The 21,148-nt window shown below is 59.1% G+C and carries 27 protein-coding genes; 16 read left to right on the forward strand and 11 right to left on the reverse strand.

Annotated features, from left to right (window positions below; genetic code table 11):
* The first annotated feature begins 770 nt into the window (after positions 1 to 770).
* Positions 771 to 1,166: a DUF1236 domain-containing protein gene (locus FHT97_RS08885; RefSeq protein WP_183861446.1), complete on the forward strand. Its 396-nt coding sequence runs from the start codon at positions 771 to 773 to the stop codon at positions 1,164 to 1,166.
* Between the two features lie 58 nt (positions 1,167 to 1,224).
* On the opposite strand, the gene FHT97_RS08890 is transcribed toward FHT97_RS08885, so the two are convergent.
* The 3 genes from FHT97_RS08890 to FHT97_RS08900 form a co-directional block, all read right to left on the reverse strand.
* Entirely contained in the window at positions 1,225 to 2,070 is an 846-nt protein-coding gene (locus FHT97_RS08890; protein ID WP_183861448.1) for an aspartyl/asparaginyl beta-hydroxylase domain-containing protein, read from the reverse strand.
* 163 nt (positions 2,071 to 2,233) lie between these two features.
* A complete protein-coding gene (locus tag FHT97_RS08895) occupies positions 2,234 to 2,575 on the reverse strand; it encodes an SMR family transporter (protein WP_183861450.1) in 342 nt (113 codons plus the stop codon).
* 14 nt (positions 2,576 to 2,589) lie between these two features.
* Complete coding sequence (locus tag FHT97_RS08900; RefSeq protein WP_183861995.1) at positions 2,590 to 3,150, reverse strand: TetR/AcrR family transcriptional regulator; 561 nt, start codon at positions 3,148 to 3,150, stop codon at positions 2,590 to 2,592.
* 138 nt (positions 3,151 to 3,288) lie between these two features.
* Here FHT97_RS08900 and FHT97_RS08905 point away from each other — a divergent pair, with 138 nt between their 5' ends.
* Positions 3,289 to 3,678 (forward strand): group II truncated hemoglobin, encoded by a 390-nt coding sequence (locus FHT97_RS08905; RefSeq protein WP_183861452.1) that lies wholly within the window; start codon positions 3,289 to 3,291, stop codon positions 3,676 to 3,678.
* A gap of 7 nt (positions 3,679 to 3,685) precedes the next feature.
* On the forward strand, positions 3,686 to 4,054 hold the full coding sequence (locus FHT97_RS08910; RefSeq protein WP_183755643.1) for a DUF423 domain-containing protein: 369 nt from the start codon (positions 3,686 to 3,688) through the stop codon (positions 4,052 to 4,054).
* A 371-nt stretch (positions 4,055 to 4,425) separates the two neighbouring features.
* Here FHT97_RS08910 and FHT97_RS08915 read toward each other — a convergent pair whose 3' ends face one another.
* The 5 genes from FHT97_RS08915 to FHT97_RS08935 all read right to left on the reverse strand — a co-directional run bounded on the left by FHT97_RS08915 (position 4,426) and on the right by FHT97_RS08935 (position 7,283).
* Positions 4,426 to 4,740 (reverse strand): antibiotic biosynthesis monooxygenase, encoded by a 315-nt coding sequence (locus tag FHT97_RS08915; protein ID WP_183861454.1) that lies wholly within the window; start codon positions 4,738 to 4,740, stop codon positions 4,426 to 4,428.
* A gap of 9 nt (positions 4,741 to 4,749) precedes the next feature.
* Positions 4,750 to 5,019: a hypothetical protein gene (locus FHT97_RS08920; protein WP_183755641.1), complete on the reverse strand. Its 270-nt coding sequence runs from the start codon at positions 5,017 to 5,019 to the stop codon at positions 4,750 to 4,752.
* Positions 5,016 to 5,423: a DUF2325 domain-containing protein gene (locus FHT97_RS08925; protein WP_183861456.1), complete on the reverse strand. Its 408-nt coding sequence runs from the start codon at positions 5,421 to 5,423 to the stop codon at positions 5,016 to 5,018. Before FHT97_RS08925 ends, FHT97_RS08920 begins: the two co-directional genes overlap by 4 nt.
* A 112-nt stretch (positions 5,424 to 5,535) precedes the next feature.
* Positions 5,536 to 6,825 carry an energy transducer TonB gene (locus FHT97_RS08930; protein ID WP_183861458.1) on the reverse strand — a complete coding sequence of 430 codons (1,290 nt, stop codon included), beginning with the start codon at positions 6,823 to 6,825 and terminating at the stop codon, positions 5,536 to 5,538.
* Positions 6,826 to 6,884: 59 nt separating this feature from the next.
* Positions 6,885 to 7,283 carry a hypothetical protein gene (locus tag FHT97_RS08935; RefSeq protein ID WP_246712596.1) on the reverse strand — a complete coding sequence of 133 codons (399 nt, stop codon included), beginning with the start codon at positions 7,281 to 7,283 and terminating at the stop codon, positions 6,885 to 6,887.
* Between the two features lie 186 nt (positions 7,284 to 7,469).
* Between FHT97_RS08935 and FHT97_RS08940 the strand changes: the two genes are divergently transcribed.
* The 7 genes from FHT97_RS08940 to FHT97_RS08970 all read left to right on the forward strand — a co-directional run bounded on the left by FHT97_RS08940 (position 7,470) and on the right by FHT97_RS08970 (position 12,448).
* Positions 7,470 to 7,652: a hemin uptake protein HemP gene (locus FHT97_RS08940; protein WP_114713878.1), complete on the forward strand. Its 183-nt coding sequence runs from the start codon at positions 7,470 to 7,472 to the stop codon at positions 7,650 to 7,652.
* Between the two features lie 9 nt (positions 7,653 to 7,661).
* Entirely contained in the window at positions 7,662 to 8,714 is a 1,053-nt protein-coding gene (locus FHT97_RS08945; RefSeq protein WP_183861468.1) for a ChuX/HutX family heme-like substrate-binding protein, read from the forward strand.
* Positions 8,715 to 8,721: 7 nt separating this feature from the next.
* On the forward strand, positions 8,722 to 9,618 hold the full coding sequence (locus FHT97_RS08950; protein ID WP_183861470.1) for an ABC transporter substrate-binding protein: 897 nt from the start codon (positions 8,722 to 8,724) through the stop codon (positions 9,616 to 9,618).
* Between the two features lie 2 nt (positions 9,619 to 9,620).
* Entirely contained in the window at positions 9,621 to 10,733 is a 1,113-nt protein-coding gene (locus FHT97_RS08955) for an iron ABC transporter permease (RefSeq protein WP_183861997.1), read from the forward strand.
* A gap of 10 nt (positions 10,734 to 10,743) precedes the next feature.
* Positions 10,744 to 11,535: a heme ABC transporter ATP-binding protein gene (locus tag FHT97_RS08960; protein ID WP_183861472.1), complete on the forward strand. Its 792-nt coding sequence runs from the start codon at positions 10,744 to 10,746 to the stop codon at positions 11,533 to 11,535.
* 142 nt (positions 11,536 to 11,677) lie between these two features.
* Positions 11,678 to 12,037: a DUF883 family protein gene (locus tag FHT97_RS08965; protein ID WP_183755634.1), complete on the forward strand. Its 360-nt coding sequence runs from the start codon at positions 11,678 to 11,680 to the stop codon at positions 12,035 to 12,037.
* Positions 12,038 to 12,046: 9 nt separating this feature from the next.
* The gene (locus FHT97_RS08970; protein WP_016554881.1) at positions 12,047 to 12,448 is read left to right on the forward strand and encodes a hypothetical protein; all 402 of its coding nucleotides are present in this window, start codon (positions 12,047 to 12,049) and stop codon (positions 12,446 to 12,448) included.
* Positions 12,449 to 12,532: 84 nt separating this feature from the next.
* Here FHT97_RS08970 and FHT97_RS08975 read toward each other — a convergent pair whose 3' ends face one another.
* Positions 12,533 to 13,087, reverse strand: coding sequence for an RNA polymerase sigma factor (locus FHT97_RS08975; protein WP_016554882.1), 555 nt, complete (start codon positions 13,085 to 13,087; stop codon positions 12,533 to 12,535).
* 8 nt (positions 13,088 to 13,095) lie between these two features.
* Positions 13,096 to 13,257 (reverse strand): NepR family anti-sigma factor, encoded by a 162-nt coding sequence (locus FHT97_RS08980; RefSeq protein ID WP_246719852.1) that lies wholly within the window; start codon positions 13,255 to 13,257, stop codon positions 13,096 to 13,098.
* A 296-nt stretch (positions 13,258 to 13,553) separates the two neighbouring features.
* Between FHT97_RS08980 and FHT97_RS08985 the strand changes: the two genes are divergently transcribed.
* The 4 genes from FHT97_RS08985 to preA all read left to right on the forward strand — a co-directional run bounded on the left by FHT97_RS08985 (position 13,554) and on the right by preA (position 18,614).
* Entirely contained in the window at positions 13,554 to 14,348 is a 795-nt protein-coding gene (locus FHT97_RS08985; RefSeq protein WP_114713500.1) for a response regulator, read from the forward strand.
* A gap of 200 nt (positions 14,349 to 14,548) precedes the next feature.
* Positions 14,549 to 15,556 (forward strand): PAS domain-containing sensor histidine kinase, encoded by a 1,008-nt coding sequence (locus FHT97_RS08990; RefSeq protein WP_183861999.1) that lies wholly within the window; start codon positions 14,549 to 14,551, stop codon positions 15,554 to 15,556.
* A gap of 367 nt (positions 15,557 to 15,923) precedes the next feature.
* Entirely contained in the window at positions 15,924 to 17,285 is a 1,362-nt protein-coding gene (locus FHT97_RS08995) for an NAD(P)-dependent oxidoreductase (RefSeq protein ID WP_183861474.1), read from the forward strand.
* Between the two features lie 15 nt (positions 17,286 to 17,300).
* Positions 17,301 to 18,614: an NAD-dependent dihydropyrimidine dehydrogenase subunit PreA gene (gene preA / locus FHT97_RS09000; RefSeq protein WP_183861476.1), complete on the forward strand. Its 1,314-nt coding sequence runs from the start codon at positions 17,301 to 17,303 to the stop codon at positions 18,612 to 18,614.
* A 258-nt stretch (positions 18,615 to 18,872) separates the two neighbouring features.
* On the opposite strand, the gene FHT97_RS09005 is transcribed toward preA, so the two are convergent.
* Positions 18,873 to 19,016 carry a DUF1127 domain-containing protein gene (locus tag FHT97_RS09005; protein ID WP_183861478.1) on the reverse strand — a complete coding sequence of 48 codons (144 nt, stop codon included), beginning with the start codon at positions 19,014 to 19,016 and terminating at the stop codon, positions 18,873 to 18,875.
* Between the two features lie 640 nt (positions 19,017 to 19,656).
* Here FHT97_RS09005 and FHT97_RS09010 point away from each other — a divergent pair.
* Together FHT97_RS09010 and FHT97_RS09015 are read left to right on the forward strand one after the other, a co-directional pair.
* Complete coding sequence (locus FHT97_RS09010) at positions 19,657 to 20,079, forward strand: PAS domain-containing protein (RefSeq protein ID WP_183861480.1); 423 nt, start codon at positions 19,657 to 19,659, stop codon at positions 20,077 to 20,079.
* A gap of 21 nt (positions 20,080 to 20,100) precedes the next feature.
* The gene (locus FHT97_RS09015) at positions 20,101 to 20,589 is read left to right on the forward strand and encodes a DUF1643 domain-containing protein (RefSeq protein WP_183861481.1); all 489 of its coding nucleotides are present in this window, start codon (positions 20,101 to 20,103) and stop codon (positions 20,587 to 20,589) included.
* Positions 20,590 to 21,148 lie beyond the last annotated feature (559 nt).

The raw sequence follows: 21,148 nt of genomic DNA on the forward strand, positions 1-21,148 counted from the left end.
GGCGAGCTGAGCCACACGAGACAGAAAGCCCCGCAATCGCGGGGCTTTTTTATGGCCGCTATCGGTAGCCAAAGCCGATAATGACGGCAGCGGCGCGACGCTTGCTCGAATGCTGCGCAGGCGCGCTCAGATCAAGTCATTTGCGCCCCGGACGAACTCGCCGAACGCCAATTTCGATTCAACGCTCCTTAACAAAAACGGCACATATTAGCACTGCTGGAAGTACCATATTCGTGCATGCGCGGCCGCCGTTGTCTTTTTGATGCAACCGCGGCGGCCGCATCTCAGCCAATCCCACCGGCTTAGCCTTACCGGCCAACCACTCCATTAGCATCCCGTTGATAACGCGGCGGATTGTGGCACTTTGCAGCCATGTCGAACATCAATTCTCCGCAATACAGCGCCGAAGACACGGGACGCTCGCGAGAATGCGAAGCCGTCTGCAAAGCGGCAATCACCGATGTTGTCCGTCGCGCGGTAGCGGCGGGATGGCGGGAAGAGGAAATTGCTCCATCTCGCAAACGCTGCGGAAGATTATGTCATGTACCTGGCCACCAAAGCGAAACGCAAAGTGATGGCGGCCAATAACAACTGAGCAGTCCCCCGAACGACCTCGAGACCCCTTTTCATCGGCTCAGGTTCAAGGCATCTCCCGTCACTTTATCTGACGCCTTGGCTTCAAGCGTCTCTCTTGCAAGTGCCGTGTTTTCGGGAACAACGGCCCTCCATGCTCGTTCTGTGTTCCGCAAACTCGAGCTAAGGAGAAGCAAATGTACAAGGCTCTACTTGTCAGCAGCGCGATCGCGCTGTCATCCCTGGCCACGACCGCTCTGGCTGATGGCGCCGTAACCGGCGCAGCCGGTGGCGCGGTTACCGGTGCAATTGTCGGCGGTCCCGTTGGGGCTGCAGTCGGTGGTGTGGCGGGCGCCGTTGCCGGCGCCGTGATCGATCCGCCACCGCACGAAGTCGTCACCTACGTTCAGTCACAACCCGCGCCGACCGCACCCGTCGTGATCCAGCAGCCAATCGTCGTGGGCAAGCCCATTCCGGCGGACGTTATTGTCACACCCGTTCCAGACAACCCGAAGTACGCCTACACCGTTATCAATGACCGCCACATGATCGTTGAACCTCAGACGCACCGCGTTGTTCAGGTTCTCGACTGATCCTGAATCAACTGGCCCCGCGTGTGCGGGGCCTCTTTCTCAGTTCCGGAAATGATCGCTAGTTCTGCGGCCTGTTCCTGAAGGCTTCCGCTTCCGCGTAGAACTTCTTTTCCCATTCCTTGTGGTTATCCAGCCCTTCTCGAATGAAGGGCGTGAACACGGCGACGTTCATCAGCGCCCAGTTGACGAGGCGTGCCGGGAATTTCAACGGCTTCACGAAATCGACAAACAGCACCACGCGAGTCTTGTCCGTGTGGTTCCAGGCTTCGTGTTCGTAGGCGTCGTCGAAGATCAGAACCTTACCTTCCTGCCAGTGGCAGATCTGGTCCTTGACCCGGATAGCGAGCTTGTCTGCAGGTTCCGGCACGATCATGCCGAGATGCAAGCGAAGTACACCATTGTAAGGGCCGCGGTGAGCCGGTAGATGTTTGCCGGGCTCGAAGATCGAGAACATGGCGGTTTTCAGTCCCGGTATCTTCTGCACCGACTGCCAGGTTTGCGGACAGGCCTTGATGTTCTGCTCCGACTTCAAGCCGAACCCGGCCAGGAAAAATGTCTTCCAGCCGTTATCGCTGGAGATCGACTTCACGTCCGTCGAGATGTCCTGGAATGTCGGCAGCTCACTCTGTCGTAGGAGCACGCGGTCAAGCTCGGCGCGGATCTGCGGCCAGGCCTTTTCAACCTCGGCGGCCCAAGGGAAGGTCGCGTTGTCATAGACCGGCGGATTACCGAGCTTTGCATATTTGAAGTTAAGCTTTTCCGCCCAGGCGACGATACCCATGAAGAAGCGGGTGATAGCGCTCGGCCGGCCCATCGGCTCGATGCCGACGGTGCTGAAGGATTGGCCCTTCGCGGGAGAAGCTTGAGTTTCGGAAAGACCTGCGTGAGCGGTGCCGTCGGCCATGGGTTGTCCAATGCGTAGGATAAGCCGTGAAAAGTTCAAAAAGATATGGAGATGGCTCCATTTTTCACAAGCCCGCGCAGCGGTGGTCAAAATGTCGCGACGACATTTGCCGCGCCGTAGCGGATCAAGATCGTTAGCCAGATAAGTCCGGATACGGATAAAATCAATGGGATATCGATTTCGAGAAAAGGTTGACCACCAGCACGCCGGCAATGATCAACCCCAGGCCAATGATGGCCGGCAGATCGAGCCGTTGCTTGAAATAGATGAGGCCGACCGCGGATATCAGCACGATGCCGAGCGCGCTCCAGATCGCGTAGGCGATACCGACGGGAATGATCCTCAACGTCATCGACAGGCAATAGAATGCCGCCGCGTAGCAGACAACCAGGACAATCGTCGGCGTGGCCCGGGTAAACTGCTGCGACAACTGCAGTGCCGTTGTGCCGATAACCTCGAGCACAATCGCAGCAAATAGCAGGGCGTAGACTGCAGCGGGAGCCATGGCGCGATCCTATTTTACTTGTTGGTCAATTCGACAAGGCGGGCAATCAGCGCCTGGCGATCGCCGCCGTCGTCATAACTACCGAGCATGTCGGCAAGCCAGAGGCCGTCGGCCGCGAACCGAATGATCTGCGCGTCGACGGACGAATCCGTACCCACGTATTCTTCGGTCCGCTCTTGTATCCACTCGCGCCAGCGCTGCCGAAGTCGCGGCTCGGCAAGCAGCGCGACGGTCACTTGCGCCCAGTGGGCAGCCTCGTCGGGGCGCCCCCTCAGATCGGCGACGGCATGCAGATAGGCCCGGCTGAAACGGCCATGCGGCGCCGGGTCCTCGCGCATGCGCTCATTGATATCGACATCAAAACGATCGAGGAGGCTCTCGAAAAGCGCGTCAAGCAAGGCGTTCTTCGTCGGGAAGTGATGGAGCAACCCACCTTTGCTCACACCCGAAGCACCGGAAACGGCATCCAGCGTCAGGGCGGCCATGCCCTGCTCCATCGTCAGTCGCGCGGCTACGTCCAGCAACTGCTGGCGTACGACGAGAGGTTGCTTACGTCGGTGATGAGCGAGTGACATGATCATAAAAGATACCGTCCAGACGGTTTTGTCAAGTAGCCTGTAGTGCGACGACGAATTGCCGCGGACTATGGACTATTTCTGGCGGTTGCAGTTCCCTTGTTGCCAGGGCATTAAAGGATTTTGAGGAGCGGAACCGTGACGGAAAAAGTCATCACGCTTTACGAGGCAATCGGCGGCGACGCCGTCATCCGTGCGCTGACGCACCGCTTCTACGAGCTGATGGATGCGTTGCCGGAAGCAAAGCACGTTCGCGCGGTCCACCCGCCGGCGCTGGCAGGCAGCGAGGAGAAGTTCTACGAATACCTGACGGGGTATCTCGGCGGACCGCCACTCTACACCGAAAAGCGTGGGCATCCGCGCCTCCGAAGCCGGCACTTTGTTGCGGAGATCGGCCCTGTGGAGCGCGATGAATGGCTTCTCTGCTTCCGCCGCGCGCTTGAGGAAACCGTCGCCAACCCGAAGCTGCGCGAAATCGTCCTGCCGCCGATCGAGCGACTTGCCTATCACATGCAGAACAAGGAATAGAACAACCATGACGCTGAACACGCGCATCGCACCGCTATTCTACCTATTCGCCGGTCTGTTCGGCTTTGCCGGCGTGGCACTGGCGGCTGCCGCGGCGCACGGTGGCGGCGAAGCGCATCTGGTTGCGTCGGCTTCGACGATGTGCCTGGCGCACGCCCCTGCCCTGCTCGCGCTTGCCATCGGGGCTGAAAGACTCCGCACCGCGTGGCTCGCCGGCATACTGATAGGCGCGGGTACACTTCTCTTTGCAGGCGATCTCGTCGCGTTGCGCTATGCAGGTTCCGGATTGTTCCCAATGGCCGCGCCGACAGGCGGATTTGCCATGATGTTCGGCTGGCTAGCGATCGCGGCGGGCGCCCTTTTCCGCCGAAGCTGATCGATCAGCTGACCAGTATGCGCCCAAGCCGCATCAGGCTGCCGTGCGGGTCGTGGACATAGAAGTCTTCCATGCCCCACGGGAGTCGCTCCAGTGCCCGTCAGGCGCGCCGCTCTTCTTTCTTGAGCTCGGCATGGAACGCGGCTTTCCTACCGCCGCACCAATAGACGGCCGTCGCCTCGCACGGCGCTCGCTCGCCGACGAGCCCGAAAATGCAGCTCCATCTCGTTCCGGCGAGACATGAGATAATCCGGAGACTGGTAAATGATCCGGTCAAAGCCAAGCACCTCGCGATAGAAGGCCAGCGTTTCATCGAGACCAAGCGACGGCAACGGGCAAAACCTCCGCGCGATCCGGATCCAGTTCGGCGGTTAGATGCCAGCCACCACATTGAAGCCTTCGAAAACCGGCGGTCCCTTGTACATCGCCTTGCGCTCGCCGGCGCTGCGATGCGCAGCGCGGAAGTTCTCAGACTTCGTCCAGTTCACGAAGTCTTCTTCGCTCCGCCAGAGTGTATGCGAGGAAAACAGGGTGTAGTCTTCCTCGGCATTCGTCCTTCCGCGCAGCAGGCGAAATTCGACAAAGCCGGGAACCTCGGAAAGGCTGGAATCGCGGTTGCGCCAAACTTCCTCGAAATCCGCCTCAGATCCGATCGCAACCTTGAATCGGTTCATCGCAATATACATGGAGAATCCCTATCCCTTCCCTTTTGTGCCGGTCCGCACAGGCGCGAAGGCCACGACATTATTGCCGTTCGCGGCCTCCAGACCAAGTGGCTTCTCCGGCTCCTGCCCGGGCATTCTTGCCTCCCACAGCGGAAATTCGGACACGTTGGGATACTCTCGGCGTCGCTCGGCGTTCCGCAAGAGCAGATCGTAGAGCTCCGGCACAAGGCCGTCGCCTCTTTGAGCGGCGAGCTTGTGCAGGCCGATCATCATGACCCCGTCAGGGCGTTCTTCATTCATCGGGAATTGTCTCGTTCGTTCATGGTCTGCAGCGCACGTTCCAGGCTGGACTTGCTGCCGTTCCGAAGCGGAATGAAGGCCTTGCCGAACTTCTTGCAGCCGGTCTTCACGCGCAGGCAGGCATCGTGGCTGATACAGTCGATCGGGCAAAAGACGCAGTCGACGGACGGAAGCACGGTGTCGATGCGCGAGACCGCTTCGCGCAGACCGCCATCGTGGTGGATCAGTTCTGCTCCAAAGCTGCTTGCGATCTGACGAAGATGCGCCACCTGGCAGTCCCGTCCGCCGACATACAGGAAGCTGCGTCCATCAAGTTTGGACCGCCCGGACGTTTCCTGAACCGTCTGGATATCAGCGCTGACGCGGATCTCGCGGTTGGAACCCTTCTTCGTCTTTCGAGCCATTGCCCACCCGTTCGCTCGTTGATCGTCACACGATTCCTGCGTGTGCCGGGGGACCTTATTAAACTTGATTTTTAGAGTAAAGTATAAAGTTGATTATGATAGTCATATTTTGTCAACGGCCTGTCACCTGGACGTCCTGAGTGAACGACCAGACCGGTTTGCCCCACTCTGCAGGGAGCGGAGGAAATGGCGCAGCGCGCCGGATACCCTCGACAACAGCCTGATCCAGCTCAGGAATCCCTGAGCTACGCGCGATCGAAAGACCGCTCAGATCGCCGCTGACGCCGATTGTCAGGCGAACGCGGACACTCATCGATGCGCTCATGCGCTTGTATTCCGACGGCACCCTGACCGAGCGCTTGATCCGCGACTGCACTTTGCCGGGATAATTGGCAACGGCCGCGCTCCCGGCACCGCCACTGCTGCCAGCGCCGCGCGAATTCTGGTTCGACGTTGCCGTCTCGGTCCCGTCGGCGGCCCCTCTCTTGGAGTCCTGCTTGTTTTCACCGCCCGATCCAGCGGATGGTTTAGCCTTCTTCGGCGGCTCCTTCTTCTCGATGGGCTTTTTGACGGGCTTTTCCGCTTTCGGCTTGGGCTCCGGCGTTGGCTTATCCGGCTCGGGAGTGACAGTTGCCGTTTCGACCGGTTGAACTGGCTTGACTTGTTCCGGCGCTCCTTCAGTAACCGAAGGCGTTTCCGCAGGAACCGCGGCCGCTACTTCGGTCGCCATCGGCTGCACAACGGTTGTCTCGGATGGCGACAGCGAGGTCAACACTTCAGGCTCAGCGGCAACGACGCTCTCCGGCGAGACACGAGTAACCTCTTGCGTCGGCGCAATGGTCACCGGCTCCGTTGTCGCTGACTCCGCCGGCGTCGCCGCCATCGGCCGGACCGTCTGCGTCTGTACGGTCTCGGCCACGATCTGCTCGGGTTGCGGCTCCTCAGCCTTCTCGCCCGCCGCCGCCTGGTCCGCCTCGGAATCGCCAAGAATAATGACGCTCACCACCTCGCCGGCTTCTTCGACCGGATCGTGCGGTGTGACCACAAATCCGACCACCAGGATCGCGATGATGGCCACATGGCACGCAAAGGAACTGAGGCAAGCCATCACCACATTGCGCTGACGTGGTTTTTCGTTCCTTTCCCTTTCGGCACTTGCGTCCAGCGCCGGCGCCGCTGCGACGCTGCTGCTGGCGCTCTGCGGGTCTTGCGGGAAGGATTCGATCAATGCCAAGCGGGCATAATGAATGGAGACTTCCGCAGCTGGCTGGCGCGGTGCATTGCGAAGATCAGACAATTCATGCCCGGGATGCATTCCGGGATTGTTGTCGTTCATTCCGCTATCGGCGACCGGCTCCTCGACGAGAATGACTCTCGATTCGGATTTTGCTGAAACTGCCATTTGCGCCTGCCTCGGCCAGTTGAAACAGAAAATCGCCGGCTGTCATGCCGGCGAGCCACTCAACCCTCGAAGGGAACGGAAACCTGTGAACGCGTGACGAGCCCCTTCATGCATTCACCCGAGGCCGGCCCATCGCAGATCGGCGCGTCGTTGATTAGCAGACGCGTGACGCTCTCGCACTTGACGTTCGGCATATCGAACTGACGCACTCGCTTCTTGCCCTGTGGAAGATCACGGAAATCCAGTACGGTGACCCGGTCCACCGCATTCTTGTCGTTGAAGAAAGCAAGCTCGAAGGAGATTTTGCTGATCGGCGCAGCGAGATTGTTGAGCGCGACGAAGGTCATCATGCAGCCCTTCTGCGAGGGCGCAAGGCCATTCAACTCGACCTCGATCCCCTTGGACGGCGATGCTGCGGCGGCATCCTGAGCAAGAGCATGAGAAGCACCCGCAACCATGATCAGACCGCTCGTCAAAAGCGCTGCAACCTTGCTCACTGCCATTCCTTCCATCAGTAGAACCTAAAACTTGACTTATAAAGTCCGCTATTGCGTCATTAAAAAATGATGACTATGAGAGTCAAGATAATAATGGATTTTCCCGGCGTTGCGCGCCGCGGATCAAGCAGAAATAACCGACCGGAAATGATGGTTGAGAAGCCAGACACCTTTAGTCATGCGTCGCTGCAGCGCGAACCAACGGCAGAAATGCGCGTTCTGGAAAGTGCGGACATTTTTCGCGGAGCGACCGAAATCATGATCCGCCACGATGGCGTGGTCTACCGCATGAAAATCACCCGTCAGGGCAAACTCATTCTCAATAAGTAGGGCTAGGACATGACTGAAACCACGAAACCGGCTCCCGCCGACATTCGCGCATTCCGTGCAGAGAATCCGAAGATGCGCGAGCGTGACATCGCCGCTCAGCTTCAGATTCCGGAAGCCGCGTTAGTTGCAGCCGAGGTCGGCGTCAGCGCGACCCGTATCGACGGCAGCGCCTTGAAACTTCTGGAGCGGGTCGCTGAACTCGGCGAAGTCATGGCCCTTTCCCGCAACGAAAGCGCTGTTCACGAAAAGATCGGCGTTTACGAAAACATCACCGCCGGACCGCACGCTTCGATCGTGCTTGGGGAAAACATCGACCTCCGCATTTTCCCGAACCGCTGGGCGCATGCTTTCGCAGTCTCCAAGAAGGACGGCGACCAGGAACGCCTGAGCCTGCAGTACTTCGACAAGGCCGGCAACGCCGTTCACAAGATCCATCTTCGCCCGAGCTCTGACGTCGAGGCCTATCACGCCATCGTCCGCGATCTGAAGCTCGACGACCAGTCGCAGGAATTTGTAGCTGATCCGGCGCCGACGTCGATGGACGAGAGCGGCGAAGTCTCGCGCGATGAACTGCGGGAGCACTGGAGCAAGCTCACCGACACGCACGAATTCTTCGGCATGCTGCGCAAGCTGAAGATCGGCCGCCAGGTCGCCGTTCGCACCGTCGGCGACGATTATGCATGGCAGCTCGACAACACCGCGACGGCGGAGATGATGCACGCCTCGGTCAAGGCTGGCCTACCGGTCATGTGCTTTGTCGCCAACAACGGCATCGTCCAGATCCATTCCGGCCCGATCTTCAACGTGCAGCCGATGGGTCCGTGGATCAACATCTTCGACCCCACCTTCCACTTGCACCTCAGGCAGGATCACATCACCGAGACCTGGGCCGTGCGCAAGCCGACGAAGGACGGCCATGTGACCTCGCTCGAGGCCTACAATGCCGAGGGCGAAATGATCATCCAGTTCTTCGGCAAGCGTAAGGAAGGCACCGACGAGCGCGACGATTGGCGCACCATCATGGAAAACCTGCCGCGCGCAGGAACCAGCGTCGCGGCTTGAGCGGGAGATGACGATGCGTAAGGAACCGCAAAGCAAGCGGCTTCGGGCAATGGCATTTTCGGTGGCGGCGATCATCTCGTCGTTCGCTGCCGCGCCCGATGTGATGGCCGCCGACAAACTGGATACGAGCCGCCTCGTCTCCGTCGGCGGTGACGTCACCGAGATCATCTACGCGCTTGGTGAGCAGAACCGCCTGATCGCGCGCGACACGACCAGCATGTATCCCGAAGCGGCAACGAAGCTGCCCGATGTCGGCTATATGCGCGCGCTGTCGCCGGAAGGCATCCTTGCGATGAACCCGACGGCGATCATCGCCATCGAGGGATCCGGTCCTCCGGAAGCGCTCAACGTACTCAAGGGCGCGAGCGTCCCCTTCGAGACTGTACCCAATGCCTATACCCGCGAAGGCATCCTCGCCAAGATCGACCGGGTCGGCGATCTCCTCGCTCAGCCCGACAAGGCAAAGGCGCTGGAGGACAAGGTCGGCGCGGATCTGGACGCGGCAATCGCCGACGCCGCCAAGCGGCCCGAAAGCGAGCGCAAGCGCATCCTCTTCATTCTGAGCATGCAGGGCGGCAAGATCATGGCCTCCGGCACCGGCACGGCTGCTGATGGCATCATCAAGTTGTCGGGTTCGGTCAACGCCGTGGGCAACTTTCCCGGCTATAAGCCCCTCACCGATGAAGCGATCGTCGAAGCCAAACCTGATGTCATTCTGATGATGAACCGCGGCGACGGATCCGGCACCACCAATGAAGACCTTCTCAAGCAGCCAGCATTGGCCCTGACGCCTGCCGCGCAGAAAAAGGCGATCATTCGTATGGATGGTCTGCATCTCCTCGGTTTCGGCCCCCGCACCGCGAGCGCCGTCCGCGAATTGAACGCGGCGATCTACGGGAGCTGATGATGGCTCTCTTGGACGCCATGGGACAGAAGCGCGCCATGTTTTCGCTGGCAGGTCTCCGGGAACTCCACAGGGCGGGCGATCGCAGTCGCCTTGCCCTGTTGGCGATCCTTCTGCTTGCGGCTGGCTCCGTCCTGTCTCTGTTGTTTTCAGTAACGACAGGCGCCTCAAACGCCTCGTTTGTCGATGTCATTGCCAACATCGCCGGCTCCGACGAAGCCCTGAACGCGCGTGACAGGATCATCATCTTTGATATCCGCATGCCCCGCGCCATCCTTGGCTTCCTCGTCGGTGGCTCGCTGGCCGTCTCTGGCGCCATCATGCAGGGCCTGTTCCGCAATCCGCTTGCGGACCCCGGGCTGGTCGGCGTCTCCTCCGGGGCAAGTCTCGGAGCAGTCGTTATCATTGTGCTCGCCAACACCTTTGCAGCACCGCTCTACACGCTGCTCGGCATCTACGCTTTGCCGATCGCAGCCTTCGGCGGCGGCCTTGCCAGCACGTGGTTGCTATACCGGATCGCAACCGGGAACGGCCAGACCTCGGTCGCCACGATGCTGCTTGCCGGCATCGCGCTCGGCTCGCTTGCCGGTGCGCTCACCGGCCTGCTGATCTACATGGCCAACGATCAGCAACTGCGCGACCTCACCTTCTGGGGCATGGGCTCACTTGCTGGAGCGACATGGGCAAAGATTGCCGCCGCCGGCCCCATCATCCTTCTCTCCTTCGCCGCGATACCGTTCATGGCGCGTGGCCTGAATGCGATAACGCTTGGCGAAGCCACAGCGTTTCACATGGGTGTCCCCGTTCAACGGTTGAAAAACATCGCCATCGTCTGCGTCGCCGCAGCAACTGGAGCTTCCGTCGCGGTCAGCGGCGGTATCGGTTTCGTCGGCATCGTCGTTCCGCATGTATTGCGCATGTCGATCGGCCCCGATCACCGCTTCCTGTTGCCGGCCTCGGCGCTTCTCGGCGGCTCACTGCTGATTTTCGCAGATGTGCTTGCAAGGACCATCGTCGCGCCGGCCGAACTGCCGATCGGCATCATTACCGCGGCTGTCGGTGGCCCGTTCTTCCTTTGGATTCTGTTGCGGCATCGCGCACGCCTTGCCCTTTGAGTATTGAGCAATGATTGAAGTATCCGGCGTTTCCGTGCGCCTTTCCGGCAAGACCATTGTCAGTCAGGTCGGTTTTACGGCGGAGGCGGGACAGTTGACCGCGATTGCCGGCCCGAACGGTTCGGGCAAGACGACGACGATGAAGGCGGTCTCGGGTGAACTTCCCTACTCCGGCTCCATTGCTTTCAATGGGCAGGAAGTCAACCGGTTACAGCCGTGGCAGCTGGCGACAATGCGGGGCGTGCTGCCGCAGGCAAGCTCGATCTCCTTTCCATTCACCGTGCGCGAAGTGGTGCGGATGGGCTTGACCACCGGCGTCAACCGAAAACCCGAGAAGGCCGAGCAGACTGCTGCGAATGCGCTGGCCTCCGTCGATCTCGACGGCTTCGAAGGCCGTTTCTATCAGGAGCTTTCGGGTGGGGAGCAGCAGCGTGTTCAACTCGCCCGCGTCCTCTGCCAGATCGCCGAGCCTGTCGTCGACGACAAGCCCTGTTGGCTTCTGCTTGACGAGCCGGTATCCAGCCTCGACATCAGCCACCAGCTGACCATCATGACGCTGGCGCGCAAGTTCTGCGAGGCTGGCGGCGGCGTCATCGCCGTCATGCATGACCTCAACCTGACCGCGCTCTTTGCCGACCGGATCATCCTGATGAAATCGGGGCAAGTGGCTGCCAGCGGCAGCGTCCGCGATGTCTTGACGGACGAGACGATGGAATCCGTCTTTGGCTGTGCGCTGCGGATTAATCAGGTCCCGAAGGACGGCACGCCTTTCGTACTTGCGCATAGTGCGATCCAGGCCTGATACAATCCAGCGTAGCGGAACTTTTTGCCGGACGACCGCGTTAAGCAATTGACGATTTGGGTCATTGCCGGGCGACAATCTTCATGCAAACGTCGGCGACGGCCCTGTGTTAAACCAGGCCGCAGCAGAGCGCGCCTTACCGATGGAGAAAATCGTGGCCTCTTCGCTCCTCCACCCCATTCGCAGCCGGCGTAACGGCGGCACGCTTCACAACATCGAATCCACCATCGAAGAGCAGATCGAGTCTCTTCGCGAGGAGATCGCAGCGCTAACGAAGATTGCCGGAAAGCAGTCGCGGAAGTCGAGCGATCGCCTTCGCTATCAGGCGGCGGCAGGTTACGACGATCTTGTCGCCCGCAGCGAAGACCTGATCCACGAATTGCAGGAAGGCTATCTTCGCGGCGCGCATGAAATGCGCAACACGGTGCGCAAGCATCCCCTCGCCACCGTCGGCGCCGCGGCAGCCTTTGGGCTTGTCCTCGCCCTCCTTGCCCGCCGTTAAGGAGGCTCGATGCTCTTCCCCATTCTCAGCCTGCTGGTAGGCACGAGTGTTCATCGGACCGTTGCGCGTACAAAGCGCAACGGTATTTTCGTGGCGATTGCCGCCGTGCTTTTGTTGACCGCCTACACACTCGCGGTCGTTGCTGGTGCGATATGGCTATCGGGGATCTACGGGCCTATCGGCGCAGCCCTCTTCCTGGCCGCCGCAGCACTGCTGATCGCGATCGTGGTCCTCGTCATCATGATGGTGATCAACGCGCAGGAAGCCCGTCGTGCACAGGAACGCAAACAGGCACTGGAATCACTCGCCGCAGTCGGCATTGGTCTCGTCCGCGCGCAACCCTTATTGACCGCCGGAGTGCTCGCAGCAATCGTGGCAGCCAATCTCATGGGTTCCAAGCGAGACGACTGACGGCTCGCATTGCTGCAATCAACTTTCACGAAAAAGGCCGGCGCCCCGAGGCAGCCGGCCTTTAATCGCTGAGATGTGCAGAATTCAGAAAGCGAAAGCCTTGGAGGTCAGCGGCGACGACGTCGCATCCGGTCCGAAATCGGCCTCGCCGGAAATCTGAAGCAACTCCTGGAGGCGCTGACGAGCGCGGTTGACGCGGCTCTTGATAGTCCCGACGGCACATCCGCAGATCTCCGCGGCTTCCTCGTAGGAGAACCCCGAGGCCCCAACTAGGATAATCGCTTCACGCTGATCGGGCGGCAACTGGTCGAGTGCCTTCTTGAAATCCTGAAGGTCAAGCGCCCCATACTGCGACGGGTGCATTGCCATCGACTCGGTGAACAAGCCGTCGCTATCCTGGATTTCGCGTCCGCTCTTGCGCATCTGACTGTAAAGCTCGTTGCGCAAAATCGTAAACAGCCAGGCTTTCATGTTCGTGCCCATCTCGAAATGATCCTGCTTTGCCCAGGCCTTCATGATGGTGTCCTGAACAAGGTCATCGGCCCGATCGTGGCGGCCGATCAGCGAGATAGCGAAGGCTCGGAGGCTGGGAAGAGACGCGAGAAGTTCGCGTTTGAAGCTCGGTTGCTGCTTTTCCATGGAGCCACCTACTTCGCGGCTTTGGCCGAAGCGACAAGTTCGGCTTGATCCAGCTTCTCGAGCAGATCGAGAAAGCGGTCCGGAATAGCCTCTTCCTGCACGGCAGCATAGAGCGATCGTAGCTTTACCCCGATCTGGCTGTTCGGGTCCAGTATATCGCTTGCGCGCATTTCCAGCCGCTGCCGATCTTTTTCATTCTTCCGTGTCGTCATCAATCGTCACTTTACTTCTGTTATTCGCTCGTCCTGCCGCCCGCCTTAAGTTCGTCTTAACTAATTCAGCCGCTTGGGCCGACTGATTGGCGAACACCCCGTCAGGTGCCATGGAACAAATGCGATGAGCCCTCTGTTGTAGGCACGATAATGCTGCCAGGGAAAAAAAGTTCCTACTTCTCAGGAACATTTTTACAGTCCGTGACGTTTTAATCGCCATTGAGGGCCACTCGGGCCTCTAGTGGGAGCTTTAAATGACACTTTCGACTCGAATCGCGCCGCACCTTCCTTACCTGCGTCGTTATTCCCGCGCGCTTACCGGAACGCAGACCTCAGGCGACGCCTACGTCGCTGCTGTGCTTGAGGCGATCATTACCGACATATCCATTTTCCCGGATACTGCGGATGACCGCGTCGCATTGTACAAACTTTTCACCGCGCTCTTTGGTTCCGTCACGGTCCAGATTCCGGAACCGGCGTCACCTTACGCGTGGGAGCAGCGTGCAACGCTGAACCTCGCCAAGGTTTCGCCGCGCGCCCGTCAGGCCTTTATCCTGGCCTCTGTTGAAAACTTTCGCGTCGGAGAGATCGCCGAGATCTTGGGCGTGGAAGAAGATGAAGTGGTCGGCCTGCTCGACAGCGCATCACGCGAAATCTCTCGCCAGGTTGCAACCGATGTCATGATCATCGAGGACGAGCCGCTGATCGCGATGGACATCGAACAGATGGTAGAAAGCCTGGGCCACCGCGTCACCGGCATTGCGCGTACCCACGCCGAAGCAGTTGCGCTTTACAATAGGACCCGGCCGGGCATGGTTCTTGCGGATATCCAGCTTGCCGACGGCAGTTCCGGCATCGATGCGGTCAACGACATCCTCAAGACCGCGAGCGTGCCAGTGATCTTCATCACCGCCTTTCCGGAGCGATTGCTGACCGGCGAACGACCGGAGCCGACATTCCTGGTCACGAAGCCGTTCAATCCTGACATGGTCAAGGCCTTGATCAGTCAGGCGCTCTTCTTCAACGAATCCACCAAGGCCGCTGCCTGAGGAAATGGCGCCTTAGAGGAACAAAAGGAAACGGGGGTGCGTTTCGGGTAAATCCGAGACGCTCTTCCGCCTTAAGGTTTTGTTTCAGCGCTTTACTCTAGGATGAGCTTCCCTATCGAAGGGCATCTTTCTCAGGGGGACTGAGAGAAGATCAACACGGGAAAGGCGACTAGGTGAATACGAATGAACCAGTGCCCGGCATGCCCTTCGCGCTGGAAGAAAAAGCGGTATTGCTGCAGCGAGCCCTCGCCAGTGCAGGGATCTGCGTGATCTACCAGGATCCTCGCCTATCGATCACCTATGCCGATAACCTGCCTCCGCATTTCCAGTCACTGGCGATACCAGGCGGAACCGACGCCGATCTTTTCGGCGAGCTGCAGGGAGCCAATCTGGCGAAACTGAAGCAGCAGGTATTCGAAACCGGAAGACCTGCTACGACCGAGGTCGACATTTCGATCGACGGTGAAATGCGCACCTACGAGTTGAAAATCGAACGCGCCGGTGGCGATCAACCGGTCGGAATCCTTTCCGTCATCTCAGAGGTAACGGAAACGCGGCATCGCGAGAAAGTGCTGAAGTCCCTTCTTCGCGAACTCTCCCACCGCTCCAAGAACCTTCTCGCAATTATCCAGGGCATTGCCACCCAAACAGCCCGCAACACCATATCACTGGATAGCTTTCTGATGAAATTCCGGGGGCGGCTGCAATCGCTGTCGAATTCTCAGGATCTGATTACCGACTCCAGCTGGCGTGGTGCCTTCCTCTTCGAACTGGCTGAGAAGCAGTTCGCACCGTATTGGCCGGAGACCGCGGGACCGCCGCCGATCTCCGGGATAAACGTTCACCTCACTCCCAATGCCGCTGTGCATGTCGGTCTGGCGCTTCACGAATTGATCGTCAACTCGGCCTCCTACGGAGCAATCGCCGGCAGCAAGCCTGCCGTCACTCTAACGTGCCGGGAAGTGGCCTCGGCCGGACGAAGGACCATCGAGATTTCTTGGACGGAGACGCTGTGCGATCCCGCCGAGATTCATGAATTCAGCGAGAACAGCTTCGGTAAAACGGTGCTGGAGCGCGTCGTACCCTCCTCTGTCAACGGCAAGGCCGAACTGACGCTGGTACCTGGTAGGATCGAATATAACCTCACAATCCCCGACGCCGAATTCGAAATTCTTAGGCGCCCCCCTCAAAAAGCCGCCATGCGCTAAACGAAGAACAGCCAGTGCGAGGGCGGCGCACCGGCTGTTCTTTCACTCACCGGGAGGGGACCGTGAGTACGTCCAAACGATGGGTTGGGGGCGCGCATGTTGGGTCGATGCGGTCATCGTTTGGATATCGCAGTAACGAGCAGGTATCCAAATGGTTCCCGGCGCTTCTCAGAAAAATATCGATTTCTTTACTTTTTTATTTGCGGGGCGATAACAGGCTCTGACAGCCCTCGGCTCAAAAGAAAATAACAATATAAAAACAACGATATAGGCACAAAAAACTTCGAAAATTTTACCGTTTGATAAATTTTTGAAGCTGAGTTACGCTTTCCCTCACTGGCCGTTTACCAATAATGAGGGAACTTCAATGGAACGACTGGGAACTGGGATTCGTGCTGGCCGGCTTTCGCCCGCAGAGTACGAGTCGAATTTCTCCGATCTTCATCCACGCCTCGACAAGCACGAGGCGCTGGTTGCAGCTGACCGCTGTTATTTCTGCTACGACGCGCCGTGCATGACGGCCTGTCCCACCTCCATCGACATTCCGCTCTTCATCCGGCAGATCGCCACTGGCAATCCGATCGGATCAGCAAAGACGATCTTCGACCAGAATATTCTGGGCGGCATGTGCGCCCGCGTCTGTCCCACCGAAGACTTGTGTGAGCAGGCCTGCGTGCGCAACACGGCAGAGGAGCGTCCTGTCGAAATCGGTCGTTTGCAGCGCTACGCTACCGACACCGCCATGGAGGCGGATAGACAATTCTACAGCCGCGCCGCCTCATCAGGAAAGAAGGTCGCCGTGGTCGGCGCCGGTCCTGCTGGCCTTGCCGCCGCTCACCGCCTCGCCGTAAAAGGCCATGACGTCGTCATCTATGATGGCAAGGCAAAGTCCGGCGGCCTCAACGAATATGGTATCGCCACCTACAAGGCGGTCGATGACTTCGCCCAGAAGGAAGTCGACTACGTCCTTGCGATCGGCGGCATCGAAGTCCGTCACGACCAACTGCTCGGCCGCGATTTCTCACTCGCCGATCTGCAGTCGCAATATGATGCCGTCTTCCTCGGGATCGGCCTTGCCGGTGTCAATGCGCTTCGTGTCGAAGGCGAAAACCTGGCCGGCGTCGATGATGCCGTCGACTTCATCGCAGGCCTGCGCCAGGCCACAGACAAGGGCGACGTTGCCATCGGCCGCCGCGTCGTCGTTCTAGGCGGAGGCATGACCGCCATCGACGCCGCCGTGCAGGCGAAGCTCCTCGGCGCCGAAGAGGTGACGATCTGTTATCGCCGCGGCAAGGAGCACATGAACGCCTCGGAATTCGAGCAGGATCTTGCGACGTCCAAGGGCGTCATAATCCGCCATTGGCTGGCGCCGAAGTCGATTCTTGCACAGGATGGCAAGGTCGCCGCGATCGAGGTGGAATATACCAAGCTAGTCGATGGCCGCCTGTCGACGACGGGCGAAACCGGTGTCATCGCCGCCGATCAGGTCTTCAAGGCGATCGGTCAGACCTTCGACGCGTCAGGCCTCGGTGCTCTGCGCATGGAATCCGGCCGCATCGCCATCGATGCGGATGGCAAGACTTCGCTCGACGGCGTCTGGGCCGGCGGCGACTGCGTCGTCGGCGGTGACGACCTGACCGTTTCGGCGGTCGCGCAAGGGCGCGACGCCGCTGAATCCATCAACCGTATGCTTGCTGCCGGCGCGCAGCCGGCCGTTGCCGTCGCGTGAATGGGAGAATGAACAATGGCTGATCTCCGCAATAATTTCGTCGGCATCAAGTCGCCCAACCCGTTCTGGCTGGCCTCGGCACCGCCGACCGACAAGGCCTACAACGTCGAACGTGCCTTCAAGGCCGGATGGGGCGGCGTCGTCTGGAAGACGCTCGGTGAGGAAGGTCCGCCCGTCGTCAACGTCAACGGCCCGCGCTACGGCGCGATCTGGGGCGCCGACCGCCGCCTGCTCGGCTTGAACAACATCGAGCTCATTACCGACCGCGACCTCTACACCAACCTGCGCGAGATGAAGCAGGTGAAGATGAACTGGCCGGATCGGGCGCTGATCGCCTCGATCATGGTTCCTTGCGAGGAGAATGCCTGGAAGGCGATCCTGCCCCTGGTCGAGGAGACTGGCGCCGACGGCATCGAGCTCAACTTCGGCTGTCCTCACGGCATGTCGGAACGCGGCATGGGCTCCGCGGTCGGACAGGTGCCGGAATATATCGAAATGGTCGTGCGCTGGTGCAAGCAATACACGCGCATGCCTGTCATCACCAAGCTGACGCCCAACATCACCGATATCAGAAAGCCGGCGCGGGCCGCCAAGGCTGGCGGCACCGACGCCGTCTCGTTGATCAACACGATCAACTCAATCACCTCGGTCAATCTCGACACCTTTGCTCCGGAACCGTCGATCGACGGGCGCGGCAGCCACGGTGGCTATTGCGGACCGGCCGTCAAGCCGATCGCCCTCAACATGGTGGCCGAGATCGCTCGCGATCCGGAAACCTATGGCCTGCCGATATCAGGCATCGGCGGCGTCACGACATGGCGCGATGCGGCCGAGTTCCTGGTGCTCGGTGCCGGTAACGTGCAGGTCTGCACGGCGGCGATGACCTACGGCTTCAAGATCGTCCAGGAGATGATCACCGGTCTCTCTGACTGGATGGACGCCAAGGGCCACCGCAACCTCGACGACATCACCGGCCGCGCGGTCCCGAATGTCTCGGACTGGCAGTACCTCAACCTCAACTACATCGCCAAGGCGAAGATCGACCAGGATGCCTGCATCAAGTGCGGTCGCTGCCACATCGCCTGCGAGGACACCTCGCACCAAGCGATTACCCAGTTCGTGAATGGCGTCAGGAAGTTTGAGGTGATGGAAGAGGAATGCGTCGGCTGCAATCTCTGCGTCAACGTCTGTCCTGTTGAGAATTGCATCACCATGGAGCAGCTTCCGGTTGGAGATCTCGACAAGCGCACCGGCAAGATTGTCGATCCAAATTATGCAAACTGGACGACCCATCCGAACAACCCGATGGCTCGACAGGCCGCGGAGTGATGGACTGTAGCGCCGCGGCTTCTCCGCGGCCCTTTACTTGCTGAACCCTACTCCTCATTTCCACCAAGCATAGGAATGAGGAGTAGCAGAGCCGCTGATTTCGCCTCTCGACCAGCGCCCACAATCGGACGCGTATAATCCGCAGGAAAGTTCTCTCCTAACCCGGCACACATCTCATCGCGGGTTCGGGAGCGACCGCACAAACAAAAGCGCCCGCCTGAAAAGACGAGCGCTTCGAAACCATTGCAATAGCGCTACTTAGCGCGCGGCAGCCCTTGCTACCATCTCGATGTCGGCGCGATTGATGCCAAGGTCGTGCAGTTCGCGGTTGCTCATCCGGCCAAGCTCGGAGACCGTCTGACGGTACTTGCGCCAATTGTTGAAAGAACGTGCTACATTCATGATAATCCCCTTTCCTTGGGCTTTCGAAGTTAGCTGCCAGTCGTTGGCGCTTCGATTACTTCGATGGCCTTCATATAGTGGCGCCATGTGGGGGATTGGAGCGCCAAGAATCGATCCCAGCCATGCTTGCAACGCATGTCTTCCAAAAAGGCGGGTGTTGACCGACATCGCTGAAAGCTCGCCTCGATGGCGCTTCTCTCGTGGACAGCGCGACGTTCACTAGCGGCGCTTGACCGTCAGCGACCGCCTGAGCGAGCCTCTAAAACAGGCACTATTACTGGTGAGCGCTGATTTGCGGATTGGGACCTATTGGCCGGACGGTCCCATCTACGTCGCTTGTTTTTCCCCATCCCGCCCAGACAAGTATTGCAAGACTGGCAACAAAGACAAAAGCCAACGTTCCCGTCAGATCGCTACGCAAGGTGACATGCGCCTTCGTTGCTGCAATGCTGTTTGTCGCGTCAGTCATATAACCTCTTACGTGGCCGCATTTCGACCGCCTAAGTAGCAGGTGGAGATAAACTATGGAAGTCCTCACATTGAGCGATGACTTACTGCGGTCCTACTGAGACGGACCCAGGAATGATCTCCCCTTGCCGCACAGCGACTACGCTCTAAAACCTTTCCAATTGGAGGATCCATGAAGCCGGACGCCGACAAACCGGACACCGAGCGCATCTTCGCGGTAGACCTGTCCGACCCCGAAACAGAGGATGCAGGGATCTTCACTTGGGATGTGACCAAAGATCTCGTGTACGCCGACGCCGCGCTTGCGGAACTGTTCGGACTGGCTGCCGAGGAAACCATGCGCGGCTTGCCGCTTCAGTCGTATCTGGACCGTGTCCACCCCGAAGATCGACCGAAGCTGGCGAAAGCCATCACCGAAACCATCGTTGGCGAGCGACCTCAGCAGTCGGTCTACCGTGTCATGGCAGCAAACAATCATTACGTGCGGGTGGCTGCATTTGGCAGATGCTTTCGTGATCGCGACGGTACGCCGGTTCTTTATTCCGGCATCGTCATCCTCGAAAGCGAGGCGGCAACGGCGACGGTCCATCACTGACGGCCGAGTGGAAAATGGCGAATGAGCGACAATTTCATCGTCTCGTCAGCAGTGTTTTCAAGATGCGGTTGCTATCGATACCGGCTCGAGCGCCAATGGGACCCGCTGAAGAAAACAGTTGCGTTCTTGATGCTCAACCCATCCACCGCGAACGCACGCGACGACGACCCGACCCTTCGTCGATGCATCACCTTCGCTAGGTCGTGGGGATTCGGCGGCCTCGTGGTCGGCAACCTGTTTGCACTGAGATCGACCTCTCCAAGTTTGATCTACGAACACACCGATCCTGTTGGACCGGCGAACGATCGTTATCTTCGTAGGATCGGCAGGGACTACAGCCAAATCGTCTGCGCGTGGGGAAGACACGGCGCGTACCTCGGACGTGGTTCCAGAGTTTTCGAAATGCTCCGGTCGTCCCGGTGCTGCGCACTCAAGCTTACATCCAACGGGCATCCTTCCCACCCGCTATATATTTCGGCGACCGCTGATCCAAAACCGTTTTGGATCTGAACCGGAAAACTTGGCAACCCAGCCCAAACGCGACAAATGAAGCATGTGACCTGGGGCAGTCCCTGCGTTCACCGAAGCTCGTCCCGAAGAGATTGTTTTTGGCTGGGACGGTATTTCGCGGGGACGACCGAAAGAGCGACGTCAACCGATCGGGAGGCGAACACGCTACCAGCAAGCGCGACAGCCGTGGCGGCCATGACAAGCAAAAATGTGAACATGGTGGTTGGTTTCTCCATTTGCGTTACGGTCCCAGAGAACATCCGGCATGTGTCGCGATTGTTTTCTCTTTCCTTGGATTTGAAAGGCGATGTAACTACGGCTTGCGCGGACAAAGTAAGATACAAAGGACGAGATGCTCGCCCGATCTCCAAAAGCTCAATAATTAGGCGATTCGCAAAATAGCTTGATTTTAAGGCGAACATCGCGCAAGCAATGCGCCTCGCGAGAGTCTATGCATGACCTCAAAACTCAAGGGCGTTTGCGACGAAGCCATGATCCCTTCCGGTCAAACTGACATCAAAGACGGTCCGCTCCATGCGTCTCACGAGTACACGACGGT

The sequence above is a fragment of the Rhizobium sp. BK399 genome (assembly GCF_014194695.1).
GTDB lineage: Bacteria > Pseudomonadota > Alphaproteobacteria > Rhizobiales > Rhizobiaceae > Rhizobium.